General features: G+C 71.9%; 15 protein-coding genes. 4 read left to right on the plus strand and 11 right to left on the minus strand.

Features of this window, described 5'->3' with window-relative positions:
- Window positions 1-2: 2 nt before the first annotated feature.
- The 5 genes from folE to ACT3SP_RS05560 are packed head-to-tail and all read right to left on the minus strand — an operon-like array spanning window position 3 to window position 5,790.
- A complete protein-coding gene (folE, locus tag ACT3SP_RS05540) occupies window positions 3-569 on the minus strand; it encodes a GTP cyclohydrolase I FolE (protein WP_444586258.1) in 567 nt (188 codons plus the stop codon).
- Between the two features lies 1 nt (window position 570).
- Entirely contained in the window at window positions 571-2,682 is a 2,112-nt protein-coding gene (gene ftsH, locus ACT3SP_RS05545) for an ATP-dependent zinc metalloprotease FtsH (RefSeq protein ID WP_444586259.1), read from the minus strand.
- Between the two features lie 4 nt (window positions 2,683-2,686).
- On the minus strand, window positions 2,687-3,241 hold the full coding sequence (hpt, locus tag ACT3SP_RS05550) for a hypoxanthine phosphoribosyltransferase (RefSeq protein WP_444586260.1): 555 nt from the start codon (window positions 3,239-3,241) through the stop codon (window positions 2,687-2,689).
- 45 nt (window positions 3,242-3,286) lie between these two features.
- The gene (tilS, locus tag ACT3SP_RS05555) at window positions 3,287-4,381 is read right to left on the minus strand and encodes a tRNA lysidine(34) synthetase TilS (RefSeq protein WP_444586261.1); all 1,095 of its coding nucleotides are present in this window, start codon (window positions 4,379-4,381) and stop codon (window positions 3,287-3,289) included.
- Window positions 4,381-5,790 carry a D-alanyl-D-alanine carboxypeptidase/D-alanyl-D-alanine-endopeptidase gene (locus tag ACT3SP_RS05560; protein ID WP_444586262.1) on the minus strand — a complete coding sequence of 470 codons (1,410 nt, stop codon included), beginning with the start codon at window positions 5,788-5,790 and terminating at the stop codon, window positions 4,381-4,383. The genes tilS and ACT3SP_RS05560 overlap by 1 nt, the downstream gene beginning before the upstream one ends.
- Before the next feature lie 67 nt (window positions 5,791-5,857).
- On the opposite strand from ACT3SP_RS05560, the gene ACT3SP_RS05565 reads away from it, so the two are divergent.
- Entirely contained in the window at window positions 5,858-6,370 is a 513-nt protein-coding gene (locus ACT3SP_RS05565; protein WP_444586263.1) for an inorganic diphosphatase, read from the plus strand.
- 99 nt (window positions 6,371-6,469) lie between these two features.
- Here the strand turns inward: ACT3SP_RS05565 and ACT3SP_RS05570 are convergent, their stop codons facing one another.
- Both ACT3SP_RS05570 and ACT3SP_RS05575 read right to left on the minus strand, forming a co-directional pair.
- Entirely contained in the window at window positions 6,470-7,216 is a 747-nt protein-coding gene (locus tag ACT3SP_RS05570) for a hypothetical protein (RefSeq protein ID WP_444586264.1), read from the minus strand.
- Window positions 7,217-7,310: 94 nt separating this feature from the next.
- Window positions 7,311-7,991: a peptide deformylase gene (locus tag ACT3SP_RS05575; protein WP_444586265.1), complete on the minus strand. Its 681-nt coding sequence runs from the start codon at window positions 7,989-7,991 to the stop codon at window positions 7,311-7,313.
- Window positions 7,992-8,274: 283 nt separating this feature from the next.
- On the opposite strand from ACT3SP_RS05575, the gene ACT3SP_RS05580 reads away from it, so the two are divergent.
- The 3 genes from ACT3SP_RS05580 to yczE all read left to right on the plus strand — a co-directional run bounded on the left by ACT3SP_RS05580 (window position 8,275) and on the right by yczE (window position 11,518).
- Window positions 8,275-9,360 carry an ABC transporter ATP-binding protein gene (locus ACT3SP_RS05580; RefSeq protein WP_444586266.1) on the plus strand — a complete coding sequence of 362 codons (1,086 nt, stop codon included), beginning with the start codon at window positions 8,275-8,277 and terminating at the stop codon, window positions 9,358-9,360.
- Window positions 9,361-9,528: 168 nt separating this feature from the next.
- Window positions 9,529-10,770: a DUF4032 domain-containing protein gene (locus ACT3SP_RS05585; RefSeq protein ID WP_444586267.1), complete on the plus strand. Its 1,242-nt coding sequence runs from the start codon at window positions 9,529-9,531 to the stop codon at window positions 10,768-10,770.
- A gap of 10 nt (window positions 10,771-10,780) precedes the next feature.
- Complete coding sequence (gene yczE, locus ACT3SP_RS05590) at window positions 10,781-11,518, plus strand: membrane protein YczE (RefSeq protein ID WP_444586268.1); 738 nt, start codon at window positions 10,781-10,783, stop codon at window positions 11,516-11,518.
- Window positions 11,519-11,570: 52 nt separating this feature from the next.
- On the opposite strand, the gene rlmB is transcribed toward yczE, so the two are convergent.
- The 4 genes from rlmB to ACT3SP_RS05610 form a co-directional block, all read right to left on the minus strand.
- The gene (gene rlmB / locus ACT3SP_RS05595) at window positions 11,571-12,536 is read right to left on the minus strand and encodes a 23S rRNA (guanosine(2251)-2'-O)-methyltransferase RlmB (protein WP_444586269.1); all 966 of its coding nucleotides are present in this window, start codon (window positions 12,534-12,536) and stop codon (window positions 11,571-11,573) included.
- 20 nt (window positions 12,537-12,556) lie between these two features.
- Window positions 12,557-14,002, minus strand: coding sequence for a cysteine--tRNA ligase (gene cysS / locus ACT3SP_RS05600; protein ID WP_444586270.1), 1,446 nt, complete (start codon window positions 14,000-14,002; stop codon window positions 12,557-12,559).
- Between the two features lie 66 nt (window positions 14,003-14,068).
- Window positions 14,069-14,551, minus strand: a complete 483-nt coding sequence (locus ACT3SP_RS05605; RefSeq protein WP_444586271.1) for a phage holin family protein — start codon at window positions 14,549-14,551, stop codon at window positions 14,069-14,071.
- A 61-nt stretch (window positions 14,552-14,612) separates the two neighbouring features.
- Window positions 14,613-15,800, minus strand: coding sequence for a LacI family DNA-binding transcriptional regulator (locus tag ACT3SP_RS05610; RefSeq protein WP_444586272.1), 1,188 nt, complete (start codon window positions 15,798-15,800; stop codon window positions 14,613-14,615).
- Between the last annotated feature and the right edge of the window lie 96 nt (window positions 15,801-15,896).

Below are 15,896 nucleotides of genomic sequence, written 5' to 3' on the forward strand. Positions count from 1 at the left end.
CCTCACGCCCGGTTGATGAGGCTCATGGCCTCGGCCCGGGTGCTCGCGCTCTCGCGCAGCATGCCGCGCACCGCGCTGGTCACCGTGCGCGCGCCCTCGGCCCGCACCCCGCGCATCGACATGCACATGTGCTCCGCCTCGATCACGACGATCGCGCCGGCCGCGCCGAGCTCCTCCATCAGGGCGTCGGCGATCTGGAAGGTGAGCCGCTCCTGCACCTGCGGACGGCGGGCGTAGACGTTCACCAGGCGGGCGAGCTTGCTGAGCCCGGTGACCGTGCCGCCGTCGGGGATGTAGCCGACGTGGGCGCTGCCCATGAAGGGCAGCAGGTGGTGCTCGCACATGGAGTGGAAGCGGATGTCCCGCACCAGCACCAGTTCCTGGTGCTCGATGTCGAAGGTGGTCGAGAGCGGCTCGTGGGCGTCCTGGCCCAGTCCTTCGAAGACCTCCCCGTACATGCGCGCGACCCGGGCGGGGGTGTCCACCAGCCCCCCGCGGTCCGGATCCTCGCCGATCGCGGCGAGGATCTCGCGCACCGCGGCCTCGATGCGCGGCTGGTCCACGGCCATCTCAGCGCTCCGTCCCGTCCTGGCCGCCGTATCCGTAGCCGCTGTCGCCGCCCCCTCCGTACGGGGCGCCCGGGATCTGGGGGCCCTCGCCGCCCGGGTGGGGCAGCTCCGGCGGATTCGGCTGCAGCACCTCCCCGGCGTCGTGCTCCTCGGTGCCGGTCCCGGTGGTGGTGCGGCCCACCGAGGGGGCCGCCAGGGCGGGGCGCTCCTCGCTCGAGACCCACACCTCGCGAGGCGGCTGCTTGGCGACGTCGCGGAAGACCTCCGCGAGCTCGTGCTCGTTCAGGGTCTCCTTCTCCAGCAGCTCCTCCACCAGACGGTCCAGCACGTGGCGGTTCTCCACGATGACGGTCCAGGCCTCGTCCAGGGCACGGTCCAGGAGCTTGCGCACCTCCTGGTCGATGACGCTCGCGGTCTCGGCGCTGAAGCGGGGGGCCTGACCCTGCTGCATGCCCACGAAGACCTCGTCCTGGTCGCCGGCGAGGGCGACCTGGCCCACCGCGTCGCTCATGCCCAGCTGCATCACCATGGTGCGGGCGATCTTGGTGGCGTTCTGCAGGTCCGAGCTGGGGCCGGTGGTGACGTCGTGGAAGATGCTCTCCTCCACCGCGTAGCCGCCCATCGCGTAGGCGAGGCGGTCCAGCAGCTCGTTGCGGGACTGGTAGTTGCGATCCTGGGTGGGCACCACCATCGTGTAGCCGCCGGCGCGGCCGCGCGGCAGGATCGTCACCTTGGTGACCGGCGCGGAGTTGTTCATCGCCGCCGCGACCAGGGCGTGGCCGCCCTCGTGGTACGCGGTCATCTGGCGTTCGCGCTCGGTCATCACCTTCGAGTACCGCTGCGGGCCCATGGAGACGCGGTCGATGGCCTCGTCCAGGGCGCGGTCGTCGATGATCTGGTTGCCGGAGCGGGCGGTGAGCAGCGCCGCCTCGTTGAGAACGTTGGCGAGGTCCGCGCCGGACATGCCGATGGTGCGCTTGGCGACGGCCTCGAGGTCGACGTCGTGCGCGAGCGGCTTGCCCTTGGCGTGCACGCCGAGGATGTGGAGACGGCCCTTGAGGTCCGGGGCCTCGACCCCGATCTGCCGGTCGAAGCGGCCCGGGCGCAGCAGCGCCGGGTCGAGGATGTCCACACGGTTGGTGGCGGCGATGAGGATGACGTTCTGGTTCTCCTCGAAGCCGTCCATCTCCACCAGCATCTGGTTCAGCGTCTGCTCGCGCTCGTCGTGACCGCCGCCCATGCCGGCGCCGCGATGGCGGCCGACGGCGTCGATCTCGTCGATGAAGATGATCGCCGGCGCGTTCTCCTTCGCGGTGTTGAACAGGTCGCGCACACGGCTCGCGCCGACGCCCACGAACATCTCCACGAAGTCGGAGCCGGAGATCGAGTAGAAGGGCACGTTCGCCTCGCCGGCGACGGCCTTGGCCAGCAGGGTCTTGCCGGTCCCGGGCGGCCCGTAGAGCAGCACGCCCTTGGGGATCTTCGCGCCGACGGCCTGGTAGCGGCCCGGCTCCACGAGGAACTGCTTGATCTCGTCGAGCTCCTCGACGGCCTCCTCGGCGCCCGCGACGTCCGCGAAGGTGACCTTCGGGGCCTCCTTGTTGAACAGCTTCGCCTTGGACTTGCCGAACTGCATCGCACGGCCGCCGCCCTGGGCGTTCATGATCAGGAACCAGAACAGGCCGATGAAGATCAGCAGCGGCAGGAAGGAGAGCAGCAGCGTCGACCACCATGCGCTGGTGGCGATCTCGTCCGTGTACCCCTTCGCGGGGTCGGCGTCCTCGACGGCCTGCACGATCGTGGCGGCGCGGGCGTCGACGTAGGAGAAGCGCACCTGCGTGCCCTTGTTCTCCTCGCCGTCCTCGAAGTCCTCGGTGAGGACGAGGTCCACGCGCTGCTGGTTGCCGCCGGTGATCTTGGCCTGCTCGACCGTGTCCCCCGCGAGCAGCTCGAGACCCTGCTGGGTGTCGATCTGCTCGTAGCCGTCGCGGCCGAAGAGGGAGAACATGGCGGTGCCCAGGAGCAGCGCGACGATGATCCACAGGGCGATGCTGGTGAACGGGCGGCGCTTCCTGCTGCCGGAGCCCTTCGAGCTCTTGGAAGAATCTGCCACGGGATCAGTCCTCGTAGACCGAGCGTGCGAGGACGCCCACGTAGGGGAGGTTGCGGTAGTTCTCCGCGTAGTCGAGGCCGTAGCCGATGACGAACTCGTTGGGGATGTCGAAGCCGACGTACTTCACGTCGATCTCGACCCTCGCGGCCTCGGGCTTGCGCAGCAGGGTGGCGATCTCGACGCTCCTCGGCCCGCGGGAGCGCAGGTTCGACAGCAGCCACTTCAGGGTGAGCCCGGAGTCGATGATGTCCTCCACGATCAGGACGTTGCGTCCGGTGATGTCGCCGGAGAGGTCCTTGAGGATCCGCACCACGCCCGAGGACTTGGTGCCCGAGCCGTAGGAGGAGACCGCCATCCAGTCCATCTCGACCTGGAGGTCGATCTGGCGGGCGAGGTCCGCCATCACCATCACGGCACCCCGCAGGACGCCCACCAGGACAGGGGGCTCGTCCGCGTAGTCCGCGGCGATCTGCTCTCCGAGCTCGGCGAGCCGCTCGCGGATCTGCTGCTCGTCCAGCAGCACGCGGTCGACATCGGGATGGGGGTGCGTCTGGGGCACGCGGATCTCCTCCATGGAACGTGGTGGGGGTGCGCCTGCCGCAGGTCAGGATCCGATGCGGCGCCACACCAACAGGCCGTCGCGGCGAGCGACCTCGATCCTACCCGGAACGGACACGGCTGCCTGACCGTGCCATGAGACCACCAGGGCGTCGATCGCCAGCACCTGGCGTCTCAGCAGTGACTTCGTGGATCCGGCGGCCCGGTCGGCACGGTGTGCGCGCTCAGCGGAACGTGAGGCGTCACGCAGGATGCGGGTGCGCAGCGGAGCGGGCGCCGCGGCCAGTCCGTGCACGTCCAGCAGCAGCAGGTCCCCCTCCTCGCGCAGCTCGCCGCCGTCGCGGCGCAGCGCGGCCAGCAGCTCCTCCGCCTCGGCATCGAGGTGGTCGACGTCGGGGCGCACCAGGTCGGCGGTGCGGGCGAGGTTCTCGTCGATCTGCTCGCCGAGGATCTCCCGCAGCAGCGGGAGCGCGCGGTGCCGCACGCGGGAGCGCAGCAGGGAGGTGTCCTCGTTCATCGGGTCCTCCCACCACTCGAGATCGTGCAGGCGGCAGATCTCCTCGGTGTCCGCTCGGCGCAGGGCGGTGCTCTCGTCGCGGCCGCTGCCCAGGAACGGGCGCAGCAGCGGGCCGCGGACGCGGGGGATGCCGGCCAGGGCGCGCGGCCCGGCCCCCCGCGACAGTCCCATCAGCACCTGCTCGGCCTGGTCGTCGAGGGTGTGGGCCATCAGCACCGCGAGGGCCCCCCGCTCCTCGCGCAGGGCCTCGAGGGCGTCGTGACGGGCGGTGCGGGCGGCGCTCTCGATCCCGCCGGACGCCTCCGGATCGACGCTCACGCCCAGCACCCGGGCCTCGGCGCCGAGGTGCTGCGCCTGGACCCGTGCGCGCTCGGCGACCTGTGCCGAGCCGTCCTGCAGGCCGTGGTCGACGATCCCGGCCTCGACCTCGAGGCCCATGCGCGAGGCCACCCACACCGTGGTGACGAGAAGGGCGAGGGAGTCCGCTCCCCCGCTCAGCCCCACCAGCAGCCGCGGGGCGAGGTGGCCGACGGCGGTGCCGTCGGCCAGCTGCTCGAGACGGGCGGTCAGCGCGGCGCGCACGGCGGTGCGCGAGCGGGCGATGACCGGGGGCGGGCCGGCCATCAGTCGACCTGGACCATCTCGGCGGCGACCTGGTCGACGGCCTCGCGCGCGGCCGGGGCGTCGGCACCGTCGAAGCCGTGCACCGCGATCGAGTAGCCGACGGTGCGGCCGTCGGGCAGCACCGCCACCCCGGCCAGGGTCGCGGCACCGCCGAGATAGCCGGTCTTGCCGCGCACGAGACCGCTCGCGCCCTCGGTGCCCTCGGCCTCGAAGCGCTCGGCCAGGGTGCCGGACAGGCCCGCGATGGGGATGTCGAAGAGGATCTGCTCGAGCGTCGGCACGTCCCCCGAGGCCACCTCCGCGAGCACCGCGGAGAACAGGGCCGGCGGCACCCGGTTCAGACGGGACAGCCCCGAGCCGTCGTGGATCTCGAAGTCGTCGAGGTCCTCCTGCGGCACACCGATCTCCGCCGCGAGCTCGCGGATCTCGGCCTCGACGGCGGCCGCGGCGCCGGCGGGCGTGGTCTCCTCCCCGCGCGAGAGCGCGACCAGATGGGCGAGCAGCTCGGCGGTGGTGTTGTCGGAGATCAGCAGGGTGTGCCGCACGATCTCCTCGAGCGGCGGCGAGACGATCTCGACCGACGGGGCGCCGGCGGGGGCCGCGGACTCGGAGACCTCGCCGGTGACCTCGAGCCCGGTCTCGGCGAGCAGCTCGGCGAAGCGCCGGGCGGCGTCCCCGGCGGGGTCGGTGGACTTCGGGCCGTACTGCTCCCCGTCCAGCCATCCCTCCTCGAGGGCCAAGGAGGCGGTGGGGGTCACCCACCCGCCGGCGGTGCCGTTGTCCCCCCAGGCCTCGTTCGCCCCTCCGCCGAGGTAGCTGTCGTCGAAGGCGACGGCGACCCGGGCCGACCCCTGCTCGGCGGCGAGCTCCGCGGCCTGCTCCGCGAGCCCGCGCAGGTCCTCGTCCGTGAGAGTCATGTCACCCCCGCCCACGAGGGTGACCACGTCGTCCTGGACGACGGCGGAGGTGCGGAGGACCTCGTCCCCGCCGTACTGGCGCAGCACCGCGGCGGCGGTGAGCAGCTTGAGCGTCGAGGCGGGCACGAGCGCCGCGTCGGCGTCCCTCTCGGCGAGGATCTCGCCGGTCCCGGCGTCGACCACGCTGAACGCGAGGCCGCCGTCGACGACCGGCAGATCGGCCTTCGACGCCATGCGTCCGGCCAGGTCAGAGGCATCCACCGGGGTGAGGGACGCCGCGGCGCCGGGCAGCGGCTCCTCGCCGCCGAGCCGTTCCCAGTCCTCGGCGAGAGCACGCGGCCCGGCGGCCGGCCCCTCCTCGGCCGAGCGCACGGTGAGCACGCCCGGAAAGGCATCGGTGAGGTCGCCGAGCACGTAGAAGCTCGTGGGCACCGCCGCGCACATCACGATCGCCGTGGTCCGCCAGATGCGGTCCGATGCTCTCCTCGCCATGACCCCACGATATGGTGTCCCGGTCATTACCAGTGGCCCACCGGGCCGGAGCAATGGAGCGGCTGTCGTGGAATTCGACGTGACCATCGAGATCCCTCGCGGAAACCGGAACAAGTACGAGGTGGACCACCACAACGGGCGCATCCGCCTCGACCGGATGCTGTTCACCGCCACCCGCTACCCGGACGACTACGGCTTCATCGAGGGGACCCTCGGCGAGGACGGCGACCCGCTGGACTGCCTGGTCCTGCTCGAGGAGCCGACGTTCCCGGGCTGCCTGATCCGCTGCCGCGCGCTGGGCATGTTCCGCATGCGCGACGAGGCCGGCGGCGACGACAAGATCGTGGCGGTGCCGGTGGGCGACCGCCGTCAGGTGCGCCGCCAGGAGCTCACCGACGTCTCCGAGTACCACCGCCTGGAGATCCAGCACTTCTTCGAGGTCTACAAGGACCTCGAGCCCGGCAAGAGCGTCGAGGGCGCGCACTGGGAGGGTCGCAGCGATGCGGAGGCGGAGATCCGCCGCTCCTACCAGCGTGCAGTCGGCACCGAGCACGCCAACGACTTCACCCAGGAGGTCTGAGCGCCGGGACCGCCGCGAGGCGGTCCCCGCGGGTGCGCTCCCGGCGCTCAGCCGTCGATGCCGCGCCGCTCGATGCCACGGCCCTCGATGCCGCGCCGCTCAGCGCTCGATGCCGCCCGGCGCATCGGCGAGGTCGCCCTCGAGCGTCGGCCCGTGCGAGTAGATCTCGAGCATGGCCTCGACCACGGACTTCGCGACGGCGCGGGCTCCGAAGCCGCCGATCACAGCGCCGATCCCGAAGGGCAGGAGGCGCGCGAACCACAGCTTCCCGGTGCGGGCCACCACGCGGCGCCGCACGTAGCGGGAGACCTGCTTGCTGATCAGGCTGGGCATGAAGCCTCCGCCGCCGCCCAGCACGGCGTTCCACTGCAGCCCCTGCTTGCCCATCGCCTTCGCGATGATCTCGGTGCCCCGCTCACCGCTGAGCACGCCCATCAGCACGAGGCGACGGGTGCTGCGGTCGCCCATGTCCACGCCGTGGATGTCCGCGGCGGCGAGGGTGAGGAAGGCGCAGGCCTCCGCGAAGGAGACACCCTCGCCGACGGTCAGGCCCAGCGCGGCCACGGTGCCGAGGCCCGGGAGGGCGGCGACGCCGCCGATCCCGGCGCCGGTGGCCGTGGTCAGGGTGATGAAGCGCCCGGTGACGAGCTGGAGGAGCTGGCGGTCGGTCGCCTCGGGGTGCTTCTGGCGCAGGTGCTCGACATAGGTGTGGGCGAGCGGGGCCTGCACCTTCAGCGCGGCATCGATCACCGACAGCCAGCGCTCGTCGATCTGCTCGACGAAGGTGCCGTCCTCGACGGACTCGCTCTGCTCGGGGGTCGGGGTCTTCGGGTCGCTCGGGGCCACCGTCTGCTCCGTTCTGTCGGGTCATGAACACGGACAAGCTACCCCGTCGAGCGGTGACAGCCTGAAGGAACCGTCCGAGCGGGAGGTCGCGGACTCAGCCGACGGTGACCTCGCCCGGGGCCAGCTCGGTGATCTCGCCCGTCAGCCCGAGCAGGCGCACGGCCTCGCCGAGGTCCGCGTAATGGGCGGTGTACCCGGCCTCGACGAAGGACCGCGGCACCGAGACGTCGTGGCACAGGGTCCCGGCCAGGTGGTCGGTCTCGTGCTGGAGGATGCGGGCGGTCCAGCCCACGTGCTCCTCGTCGACCCCGCGCAGGGAGCCGTCGCCGAGCAGCTCGGTGGCGCGCAGACGCACCCGTCGGGACCGGGGCACGATCGACTGCCAGCCGTCCACCGAGAGGCAGCCCTCGAAGGCGTACACCCTCTGCTCCCCCAGCAGGTCGACCGTGGGGTCCAGCAGCGCGCGCAGCGGCAGCGGCCGACGTTCGAGGAGGTCGTCCTCGGGGTCCTCCCCCGGTTCGTTCGCGAAGGGGTCCTCGACCACGTAGAAGCGCAGCGGGAGCCCCACCTGCGGTGCCGCGAGCCCCACGCCGGGCGCGCCCCGCATCGTGATCGTCATCGCGTCGGCGAGCTCGAGCAGCAGCTCGGCATCCAGCCGACGCGCGGCGACGGCGCGGCGGCGCAGCGCGGGATGCCCTGCCTGCACGATCCGCAGGGGCGCCTCCTGCTCCGTCCGTCGGTCCAGGATCTTCCGGGTCAGCTCAGTGATGTCCACGGGGCCAGTATCGCGCAGCGCTGCCGCGGGTCCGGCACCTCCGGCCGGCCCGACGGAGCCCGGAGCGGGCGATCGCGGAGGCCCGCGGTCGGCACCGCGCGGGCCGACGCCGTCCCGACACGCGAGACCCGGACCGCCTCTGCGCACCGTCGAGTGAGAGCTGGGATACACTTCCTCGAGCCAGTGCGACGACGCACCCCCGTGGGAGCGGCGCCGAGCGGGCCACGCATATCACTTCACAACGGACCGTCCGGCACGTACCTGCCGGTGAAGGAGAACCACCATGGCAACAGTCACGTTCGACAACGCTTCGCGCGTCTACCCCGGGCAGGAGCGCCCGGCCGTCGACAACCTCAACATCGAGATCGGCGACGGCGAGTTCCTCGTGCTGGTCGGCCCCTCGGGCTGCGGCAAGTCGACCTCCCTGCGCATGCTCGCGGGCCTCGAGGAGATCGATGCCGGCCGCATCCTCATCGGCGATCGCGACGTCACCGACGTCCCGCCGAAGGATCGTGACATCGCGATGGTGTTCCAGAACTACGCGCTCTACCCGCACATGACGGTGGCCGACAACATGGGCTTCGCCCTGAAGATCGCCGGCACCCCGAAGGCGGAGATCCGCAAGCGCGTCGAGGACGCCGCGGAGATCCTCGACCTCTCCGAGTACCTCGACCGCAAGCCGAAGGCGCTCTCCGGCGGTCAGCGCCAGCGTGTGGCCATGGGCCGTGCGATCGTCCGCTCCCCGCAGGTCTTCCTCATGGACGAGCCGCTGTCGAACCTCGACGCGAAGCTGCGCGTGTCCACCCGTACCCAGATCGCGTCGCTCCAGCGTCGCCTGGGCGTCACCACCGTCTACGTCACCCACGACCAGACCGAGGCCATGACGATGGGCGACCGCGTGGCGGTGCTCGACCGCGGCGTGCTGCAGCAGATCGACTCCCCGCGCCGCATGTACGACCACCCGAACAACGTGTTCGTCGCGGGCTTCATCGGCTCCCCGGCCATGAACCTGTTCGACACCAAGCTCACCGAGCAGGGCGTCGAGTTCGGCGGGGCCGTGCTGCCCGTGGACCGCTCCACGCTCTCGGAGACCGACGAGACCTCCGTGACCGTCGGCGTCCGTCCCGAGGACCTCGAGCTCGCCGCGGACAACCAGGGCATCGCCGTCGAGGTCGACCTGGTCGAGGAGCTCGGCGCCGACGCGTTCATCTACGGTCGCCGCGCCGGCAGCGACGAGACGGCCAAGCCGTTCATCGCGCGCGTCGACGCCCGTCGTCCCCCGGCCAAGGGCGACACCGTCTACTTCCGTCCGGCCGAGGGGCACATCCACCTCTTCGACGCGAAGAACGGTCAGCGCCTGGGCGACTGACCTCGCCCCTGCCGAGATCACGGCACCACCCCGCGACGGGCGTCCGGCAGCAGCCGGGCGCCCGTCGCGGCGTCCCCGATCGTGAGCCGGAGGTGACCTTCACGTCGAGATGACGTGAAATCTGGTGCCGACTGGTCCCCACGGCCCGGCTCAGGAGACAATGGCGTCATGGCACCCCTGGAGATCACCGCGTCCCGCGCAGATCCGGCCCTGCTGGACCTGCCGTGGGAGAAGCCGCTCGAGCAGTGGCCCGAGGAGATCCTCGCAGCCCTGCCCCGCGGCATCTCCCGCCATGTCGTGCGCTTCGTCCGGGTCTCCGGGCGGGTCCTCGCCCTCAAGGAGATCTCCCGCGACCTTGCCCAGCGCGAGTACGACATGCTGCGCGTGCTGCGCAGGCTCGAGGTCCCGTCCGTCGAGCCCTTCGCCGTGATCTCCGGGCGCTCCACCGCCGACGGGCAGCCGCTCGACGCCATCCTGATCACGCGTCACCTGCAGTTCTCCCTCCCCTACCGGGCCGTGTTCAGCCAGGTCTCCCGCCGCGACACCGCCCACCGCCTGCTCGACGCCCTCGCGGTGCTGCTCGTGCGCCTGCACCTGCAGGGCTTCTACTGGGGGGACGTCTCCCTGTCCAACACCCTGTTCCGCCGCGACGCGGGCGCCTTCGCCGCCTATCTCGTCGACGTCGAGACCGGCTCCCTGCACGAGCGGCTCTCCGACGGCCAGCGCCTCTACGACCTCGACCTGGCGCGCACGAACATCATCGGCGAGCTGATGGACCTGCAGGCCGGCGACATGTTCGACCCCGAGGCGGATCCGGTCGAGGTCGGCGACGACCTGCTCTCGCGCTACGAGGAGCTGTGGGAGGCGCTGACCTCGCGGGAGCGGTTCTCCGCCGACGAGCGCTGGCGGGTCTCCGCACGGATCGAGCGGCTGAACGTGCTGGGCTTCGACGTGGGAGAGCTCGAGATCACCACCGATCTCGACGGCACCTCGCTGTCGATCATGCCCAAGGTCGTCGACGCCGGCCACCACGCCCGGCGCCTGATGCGCCTGACCGGGATCGATGCGCAGGAGAACCAGGCTCGCCGCCTCCTGAACGACCTCGACCAGTACCGGGCCACGACCGAGCAGCAGGCCGAGGACGAGGAGTTCGTGGCCCACGAGTGGCTCAAGGAGCAGTACGAGCCCGTGGTGCGGGCGGTCCCGCGCTCGATGCGCTCCAAGCTCGAGCCCCCGGAGTTCTTCCACGAGGTGCTCGAGCACAAGTGGTTCCTCTCGGAGCAGAGCGGCCAGGACGTCAGCTTCGACGACACGGTGCGGCACTACATCCTCAACGTGCTCATCCATCGACCGGACGAGAAGTCCCTGGTGACCACCGAGACCTCGGCCCGGCCGATCTTCGACTCCTGAGCGGGGCCCCGTGACCGCGCCCGTACCGCCGCTGTCCCGCGCCCCGGGGCGACGCCTGGCCCGACTGGACAATCTGGCGCTGCGGGAGCAGCTGCGGGTCGACCGGCTGCCGCTGCGCCTGCTGCAGATGATGGCGGGCCTCACCGGGTTCGGGTTCTCGCTCGCCCTGCTGCTCGAGTCGGGTCTGGGCGGAGCCCCGTGGGACGTGCTGCACGCCGCGGTCGCCGACCGTCTCGGGGCGACGGTGGGGGCGGTCAGCATCGCCGTGAGCTTCGTGCTGCTCGTGGTGTGGATCCCGCTGCGCGAGCGCATCGGGATCGGCACGATCGCGAACGGCATCTGGGTGGGGGTCAGCATCGACCTGGGCATGCTGGTGCTGCCCGAGGCGCAGGGGCTCCCGCTCGCCCTGGCGATGATGGCGGGCGGCGTCGTCCTCAACGGCGTCAGCGGCGCCGTCTACATCGGTGCCCAGCTCGGCGCCGGCCCTCGGGACGGGCTGATGACGGGGCTCGGTCGGGTGCTCTCCCGTCCCGTCGGCCCGGTGCGCATCGTGCTCGAGATCGCGGTCCTGGTCAGCGGGTGGGCGCTGGGCGGGCCGCTCGGGGTGGGGACCGTGGTCTACGCGATGGGGCTGGGCCCCATCATCCAGCTGGTGCTGCCCCATGTGACGCTGCCCGTGCGCACCGTGCGCGGACGCGAAAAACCGCTGACCGGGCGCCCCGCCGCTGACCGGCCGCCGCGCCGCTGACCGGGCGCCGCGCCGCTGACCGGCCGGCGCCGTCAGCCCCTCGCCTTCTCCTTCAGCCCAGGCCCTGGCTCTCGCGGACGCCGGAGATCTCGTACAGGGCGATGGCGGCGGCGACCGAGGCGTTGAGCGATTCTGCGCGGCCGCCCATCGGGATCGAGACGACCTGGTCGCTGATCTCGCGGGCGAGGCGCGAGAGCCCCTTGCCCTCCGCACCGACCACCAGGGCGGCCGGCTGCGTGCCCAGCTCGAGTCCGCGGGTGGTGACGTCCCCCTCAGCATCCAGGCCGAGCACGAACACGCCCTTCTCCTTGAGAGCGGTCAGGGTGCGGTTCAGATTGGTCACCTGCGCGACCCGGACCCGCCCGGCAGCTCCGGCGGCGACCTTCCACACGCTCGCGGTCATCGACACGCTGCGCCGCTCGGGCAGGATCACGCCGTGCGCGCCGAAGGCATCGGCGGAGCGGAGGATCGCGCCCAGGTTGCGGGGATCGGTGATCCCGTCGAGCGCGACCAGCAGCGGCGGCTCGAAGCGATCCGTGGCGATGTCCAGCAGCTCGTCGACCTCCGCGTACTCGTACGGCGGGATGGTCAGCGCCACCCCCTGGTGCACGGAGTGGTCGGTGATGCGGTCCAGGTCGGTGCGGGAGGCCTCCGCGACCGGCAGGCCGCGCGAGGAGGCCAGGCGCATGATCTCGCGCACCCGCTCATCGGCGTCCAGTCGGACCATCACGGTCAGCTGCGTGGCGGGCACGTCCTCCTGCAGCGCCTCGAGCACCGCGTTGCGGCCCGCGACCTGATCGCTGCCGGGGGCCTTGCGCGCTCCCTTGCCGCCGCCGCGCCGCTGCCCGGTGCCGGCCGCCCCGGAGGAGCCCTTGTACGCCTTGTGCGCGGGGCGGTCCTGGGCCTTCGGGGTCGGGCCCCGGCCCTCGAGCGCGCGTCGGCGCACTCCGCCGGAGCCGACGGTCGCACCCTTCTTGCCCTTGCGCACCGCTCCGCGGCGCGCGCTGTTGCCTGCCATGTGACGTCTCCTCGTCCTGCTCAGTCTCGTGTCCCGAGGGTCCAGCGGGCGCCGGTCGCCCCGTCCTCGATGCGGATGCCGGCCGCGCCCAGCGCATCGCGCAGCGCGTCGGCCCGTTCCCAGTCCTTCTCGGCCCGCGCCGCCTCGCGGGCGGCGAGCTGCGCGGCGATCAGTGCGTCCAGCGCCGCGTGCTCGGCATCGGAGCCGCCGCTGCCCTGCGCCCACCGGGCGCCGAGCGGGTCCAGACCCAGCACGTCGAGCATCGCCCGCAGCCGGCCCAGGGAGCTCGCGAGCGCCGCCTCGTCAGCGCCCCCGCGCTCGGCCAGCAGCGTGTTCAGCACGGACAGCTCGCGGTGGATGACCGCGAGAGCCTCGGGGACCGCGAGATCGTCATCCAGCGCCGCGACGAAGTCCTCCGGCAGCTCGATGTCCCCCAGCTCCGGCTCGGGCCCCGCCAGGGAGTGCTCGCCGAGCAGCTGCGCGGCTCGGCCGGCGGTCTGCGTGAAGCGCTCCCAGACCGTCTCCGCCTCCTTCATCGCCCGGGCGTTGTACTCGACGGTCGCCCGGTAGTGGCCGCTGACCAGGGCCAGGCGGACCGCCGGGGTGGGATGCTCGGTGAGCGCGCGGGCGGCGGTGACGAAGTTGTCCAGGCTCTTGCCCATCTTCAGCCCGTCCACGGTGAGCACGCCCGCATGCATCCAGGTGCGGGCGAAGCCGTAGCCCGCGGCATGGGACTGCGCCTGCTCGTTCTCGTGGTGCGGGAAGCGCAGGTCGAGGCCGCCGGCGTGGATGTCGAAGGTCTCCCCCAGGTACTTGCGGCTCATCGCCGAGCACTCCAGATGCCAGCCCGGACGGCCGCGGCCGAAGGGCGTGTCCCAGGAGGCGGTGTCCGGCTCGTCGGCCTTGGCCGCCTTCCACAGTGCGAAGTCGCGCCGGTCGCGCTTGCCCGCCTCCATCTCCTCGCCCGCATCCTGCATGTCCTCGAGGGACTGCCGGGTCAGCGACCCGTAGGTGGGGTGGGAGGCCACGTCGAAGTAGACCGAGCCCTCGCCGTCGGCATAGGCGTGACCGCGCTCGATGAGCCGCTGCATCAGCTCGATCATCTCGGGCACGTGGCCGGTGGCGCGCGGCTCGTAGTCGGGCCGACGGTTCCCCAGACGATCCAGCACGTCCTGGAACTCGCGCTCGAAGCGCAGCGACCAGGCCCACCAGGGAGCGCCCGCCTCGGCGGACTTGGTGAGGATCTTGTCGTCGATGTCGGTGACGTTGCGGACGTGGGTGACCGCGTACCCGCTGCGCTCGAGCCAGCGCACCAGCACGTCGAAGGCGAGGAAGGTGCGCAGATGGCCCAGATGCGGCGCCCCCTGCGTGGTGGGCCCGCACACATACAGCGACACCGCCCCCTCCTGCACCGGGGTGAACGGCGCGGTGGTGCGGGTGGCGGTGTCGTGCAGCTGAAGGGTCACGCCCCCAGGGTACTTCCCGGCGGCGGGCCCGGAGTCCGCGGCTCGCGCGGACGGCCGACCCGAGGCTCAGTCGGTGCGAGCGCTGACCTGCTTGCCGTAGAGCTCCTCGAAGGTGTCGTCGTAGGAGACGGCGTTCTGGCGCCGCTTCCCCTGGACGGCCTGGACCGCGGACTGCGCGGTCTCGATGGTGGTCTCGGGTGCCCCGAGCTTCTTCGAGACCAGGAATGCGACGAGCCCGAAGATCGCGCCGAGCAGGATGAACACGCCGGCCACGATGAGGAAGGACAGCCAGGCCGACAGCCCCAGCGCCTGCAGGCCGGTGGCGGCCGCGAACAGCAGCATCACCCAGGCCGAGAGCAGCAGGAACAGCAGCACCGCCGAGCAGGCGGCGATGATGCCGACCTTGATCGCCAGGGCGATGAGCTCCTTCTTGGCGATGTCGATCTCGTGGTGCACGACACCGAGGAGCTCGTCACGGATGGACTGGACGAGCTCGCCGATGGACCGCTGGGTGGGCGGCGTGCTCGGGTCGTTCGTGGTGTTGATCATGGTCGGAGCCTATCGCAGGGGTGGGAGCGCTCGGGGACGCCGCAGGAGGATTCGGGAGGGATCAGTCGACGGAGATCCGCTTGCGCGCGGTGGTCTCGGGCCGCGGGCCCGCCGAGGTGGTGCGTCGCACCACGATGGACGGGGCCACGGCCACGTCCCGCGCCGGTCCCTCATGGCCGGAGACACGCTCGACGAGGTGCTGCGCGGCGAGGGCGCCGAGGCGGTCGGAGTTGGGGTCGACGCTGGTCAGCTGCGAGACCCCGGAGGAGGCGAGGGAGGTGTTGCCGTATCCGGCCACCGCGAGCTCTGCCGGGACGTCGTAGCCCGCGTCGCGAGCAGCGGAGAGCACGCCGACGGCGGTCACGTCGTTGGCGCAGGTGACGGCCGTGGGGACGCGACTGCCCCGCAGCAGCATCGACCCGGCGGTCTGTCCGACCTGCTCGGTGAAGTCCCCGGGCTCGATGCGAGCCGACTCGCCCAGGCCGTGACGCTCCATGGCCTTGCGGAAGGCGTCCGCGCGCTCGCGGGCGACGGCCGCGCCGACTCCGCCGACGTGAGCGATCTCGCGATGGCCGAGCCCCACCAGATGGTCGACCAGCAGGCCCTGTCCGACCTCGTCGTCGATGCGGACGGTGTCGAAGCGGCCGGTGAAGCTCTGGGAGCAGCCGATGCCGACGAAGGGCCGGCCGCCGACGGCCTCGAGCACGCTGTCCATGTCCGCGAGGTCCGAGACCATGAGGAAGCCGTCCACGCCGAGGTGGACCAGATCCTCGATCGCATCGGTGTCCGCCGCGACCGGGTACTCGGGGATCCGTCGCCGGGTGGGGACCACGACGGCGGTGCGGCCGGTGGCGGCCAGCTCGATCCGGATCGACCGCACCAGATCCGAGATCCAGGTGTTGCGCATGGTGTTGACCAGCACCGCGACGACGCCGCGATGCTCGGTCTCGGCGCTGAGCTCCTCGAGCGGGAAATGCAGCCGTTCGGCGGCCTCCCGGACCCGCTGAGCCATCTGCGGCTTGATCTCGTCGGCCCCCCGCAGCGCGCGCAGCGCGACGGCGCTGGAGATGCCCAGCGAGTTCGCGACGTCGCGCAGGGTCCCGCGATCCTGGCCGTCGCCGTGCATCTCGTCGGCGGTCGCCTCGAGATTCTCGACGACCTGGCCGGTGGCGCCGTCCTCGGTCGGGGGAGTCCCGGCACCGGGTGCGGGATCGATGGGCTCGTCGGAAGAAGTGGCATCACTGCTCATGGCTCCATTGAACCGCATCCCACGGCCTCGGACCGCATCCCGCGGGCTCGAGGCCCGTCCCGCGGCGGGATCCGGGCGCCGGGCGCCGGGAGTCGG

This window comes from Brachybacterium sp. AOP43-C2-M15, from assembly GCF_052446295.1.
GTDB lineage: Bacteria > Actinomycetota > Actinomycetes > Actinomycetales > Dermabacteraceae > Brachybacterium.

Bases quoted from the DNA above. Each gene is read 5' to 3' on its own strand.
- folE (WP_444586258.1), bottom strand. From the start codon at position 569: ATGGCCGTGGACCAGCCGCGCATCGAGGCCGCGGTGCGCGAGATCCTC.
- ACT3SP_RS05605 (WP_444586271.1), bottom strand. From the start codon at position 14,551: ATGATCAACACCACGAACGACCCGAGCACGCCGCCCACCCAGCGGTCC.
- rlmB (WP_444586269.1), bottom strand. From the start codon at position 12,536: ATGGCAGGCAACAGCGCGCGCCGCGGAGCGGTGCGCAAGGGCAAGAAG.
- ACT3SP_RS05585 (WP_444586267.1), top strand. From the start codon at position 9,529: ATGGCACCCCTGGAGATCACCGCGTCCCGCGCAGATCCGGCCCTGCTG.
- ACT3SP_RS05610 (WP_444586272.1), bottom strand. From the start codon at position 15,800: ATGAGCAGTGATGCCACTTCTTCCGACGAGCCCATCGATCCCGCACCC.
- ACT3SP_RS05580 (WP_444586266.1), top strand. From the start codon at position 8,275: ATGGCAACAGTCACGTTCGACAACGCTTCGCGCGTCTACCCCGGGCAG.
- tilS (WP_444586261.1), bottom strand. From the start codon at position 4,381: ATGGCCGGCCCGCCCCCGGTCATCGCCCGCTCGCGCACCGCCGTGCGC.
- ACT3SP_RS05560 (WP_444586262.1), bottom strand. From the start codon at position 5,790: ATGGCGAGGAGAGCATCGGACCGCATCTGGCGGACCACGGCGATCGTG.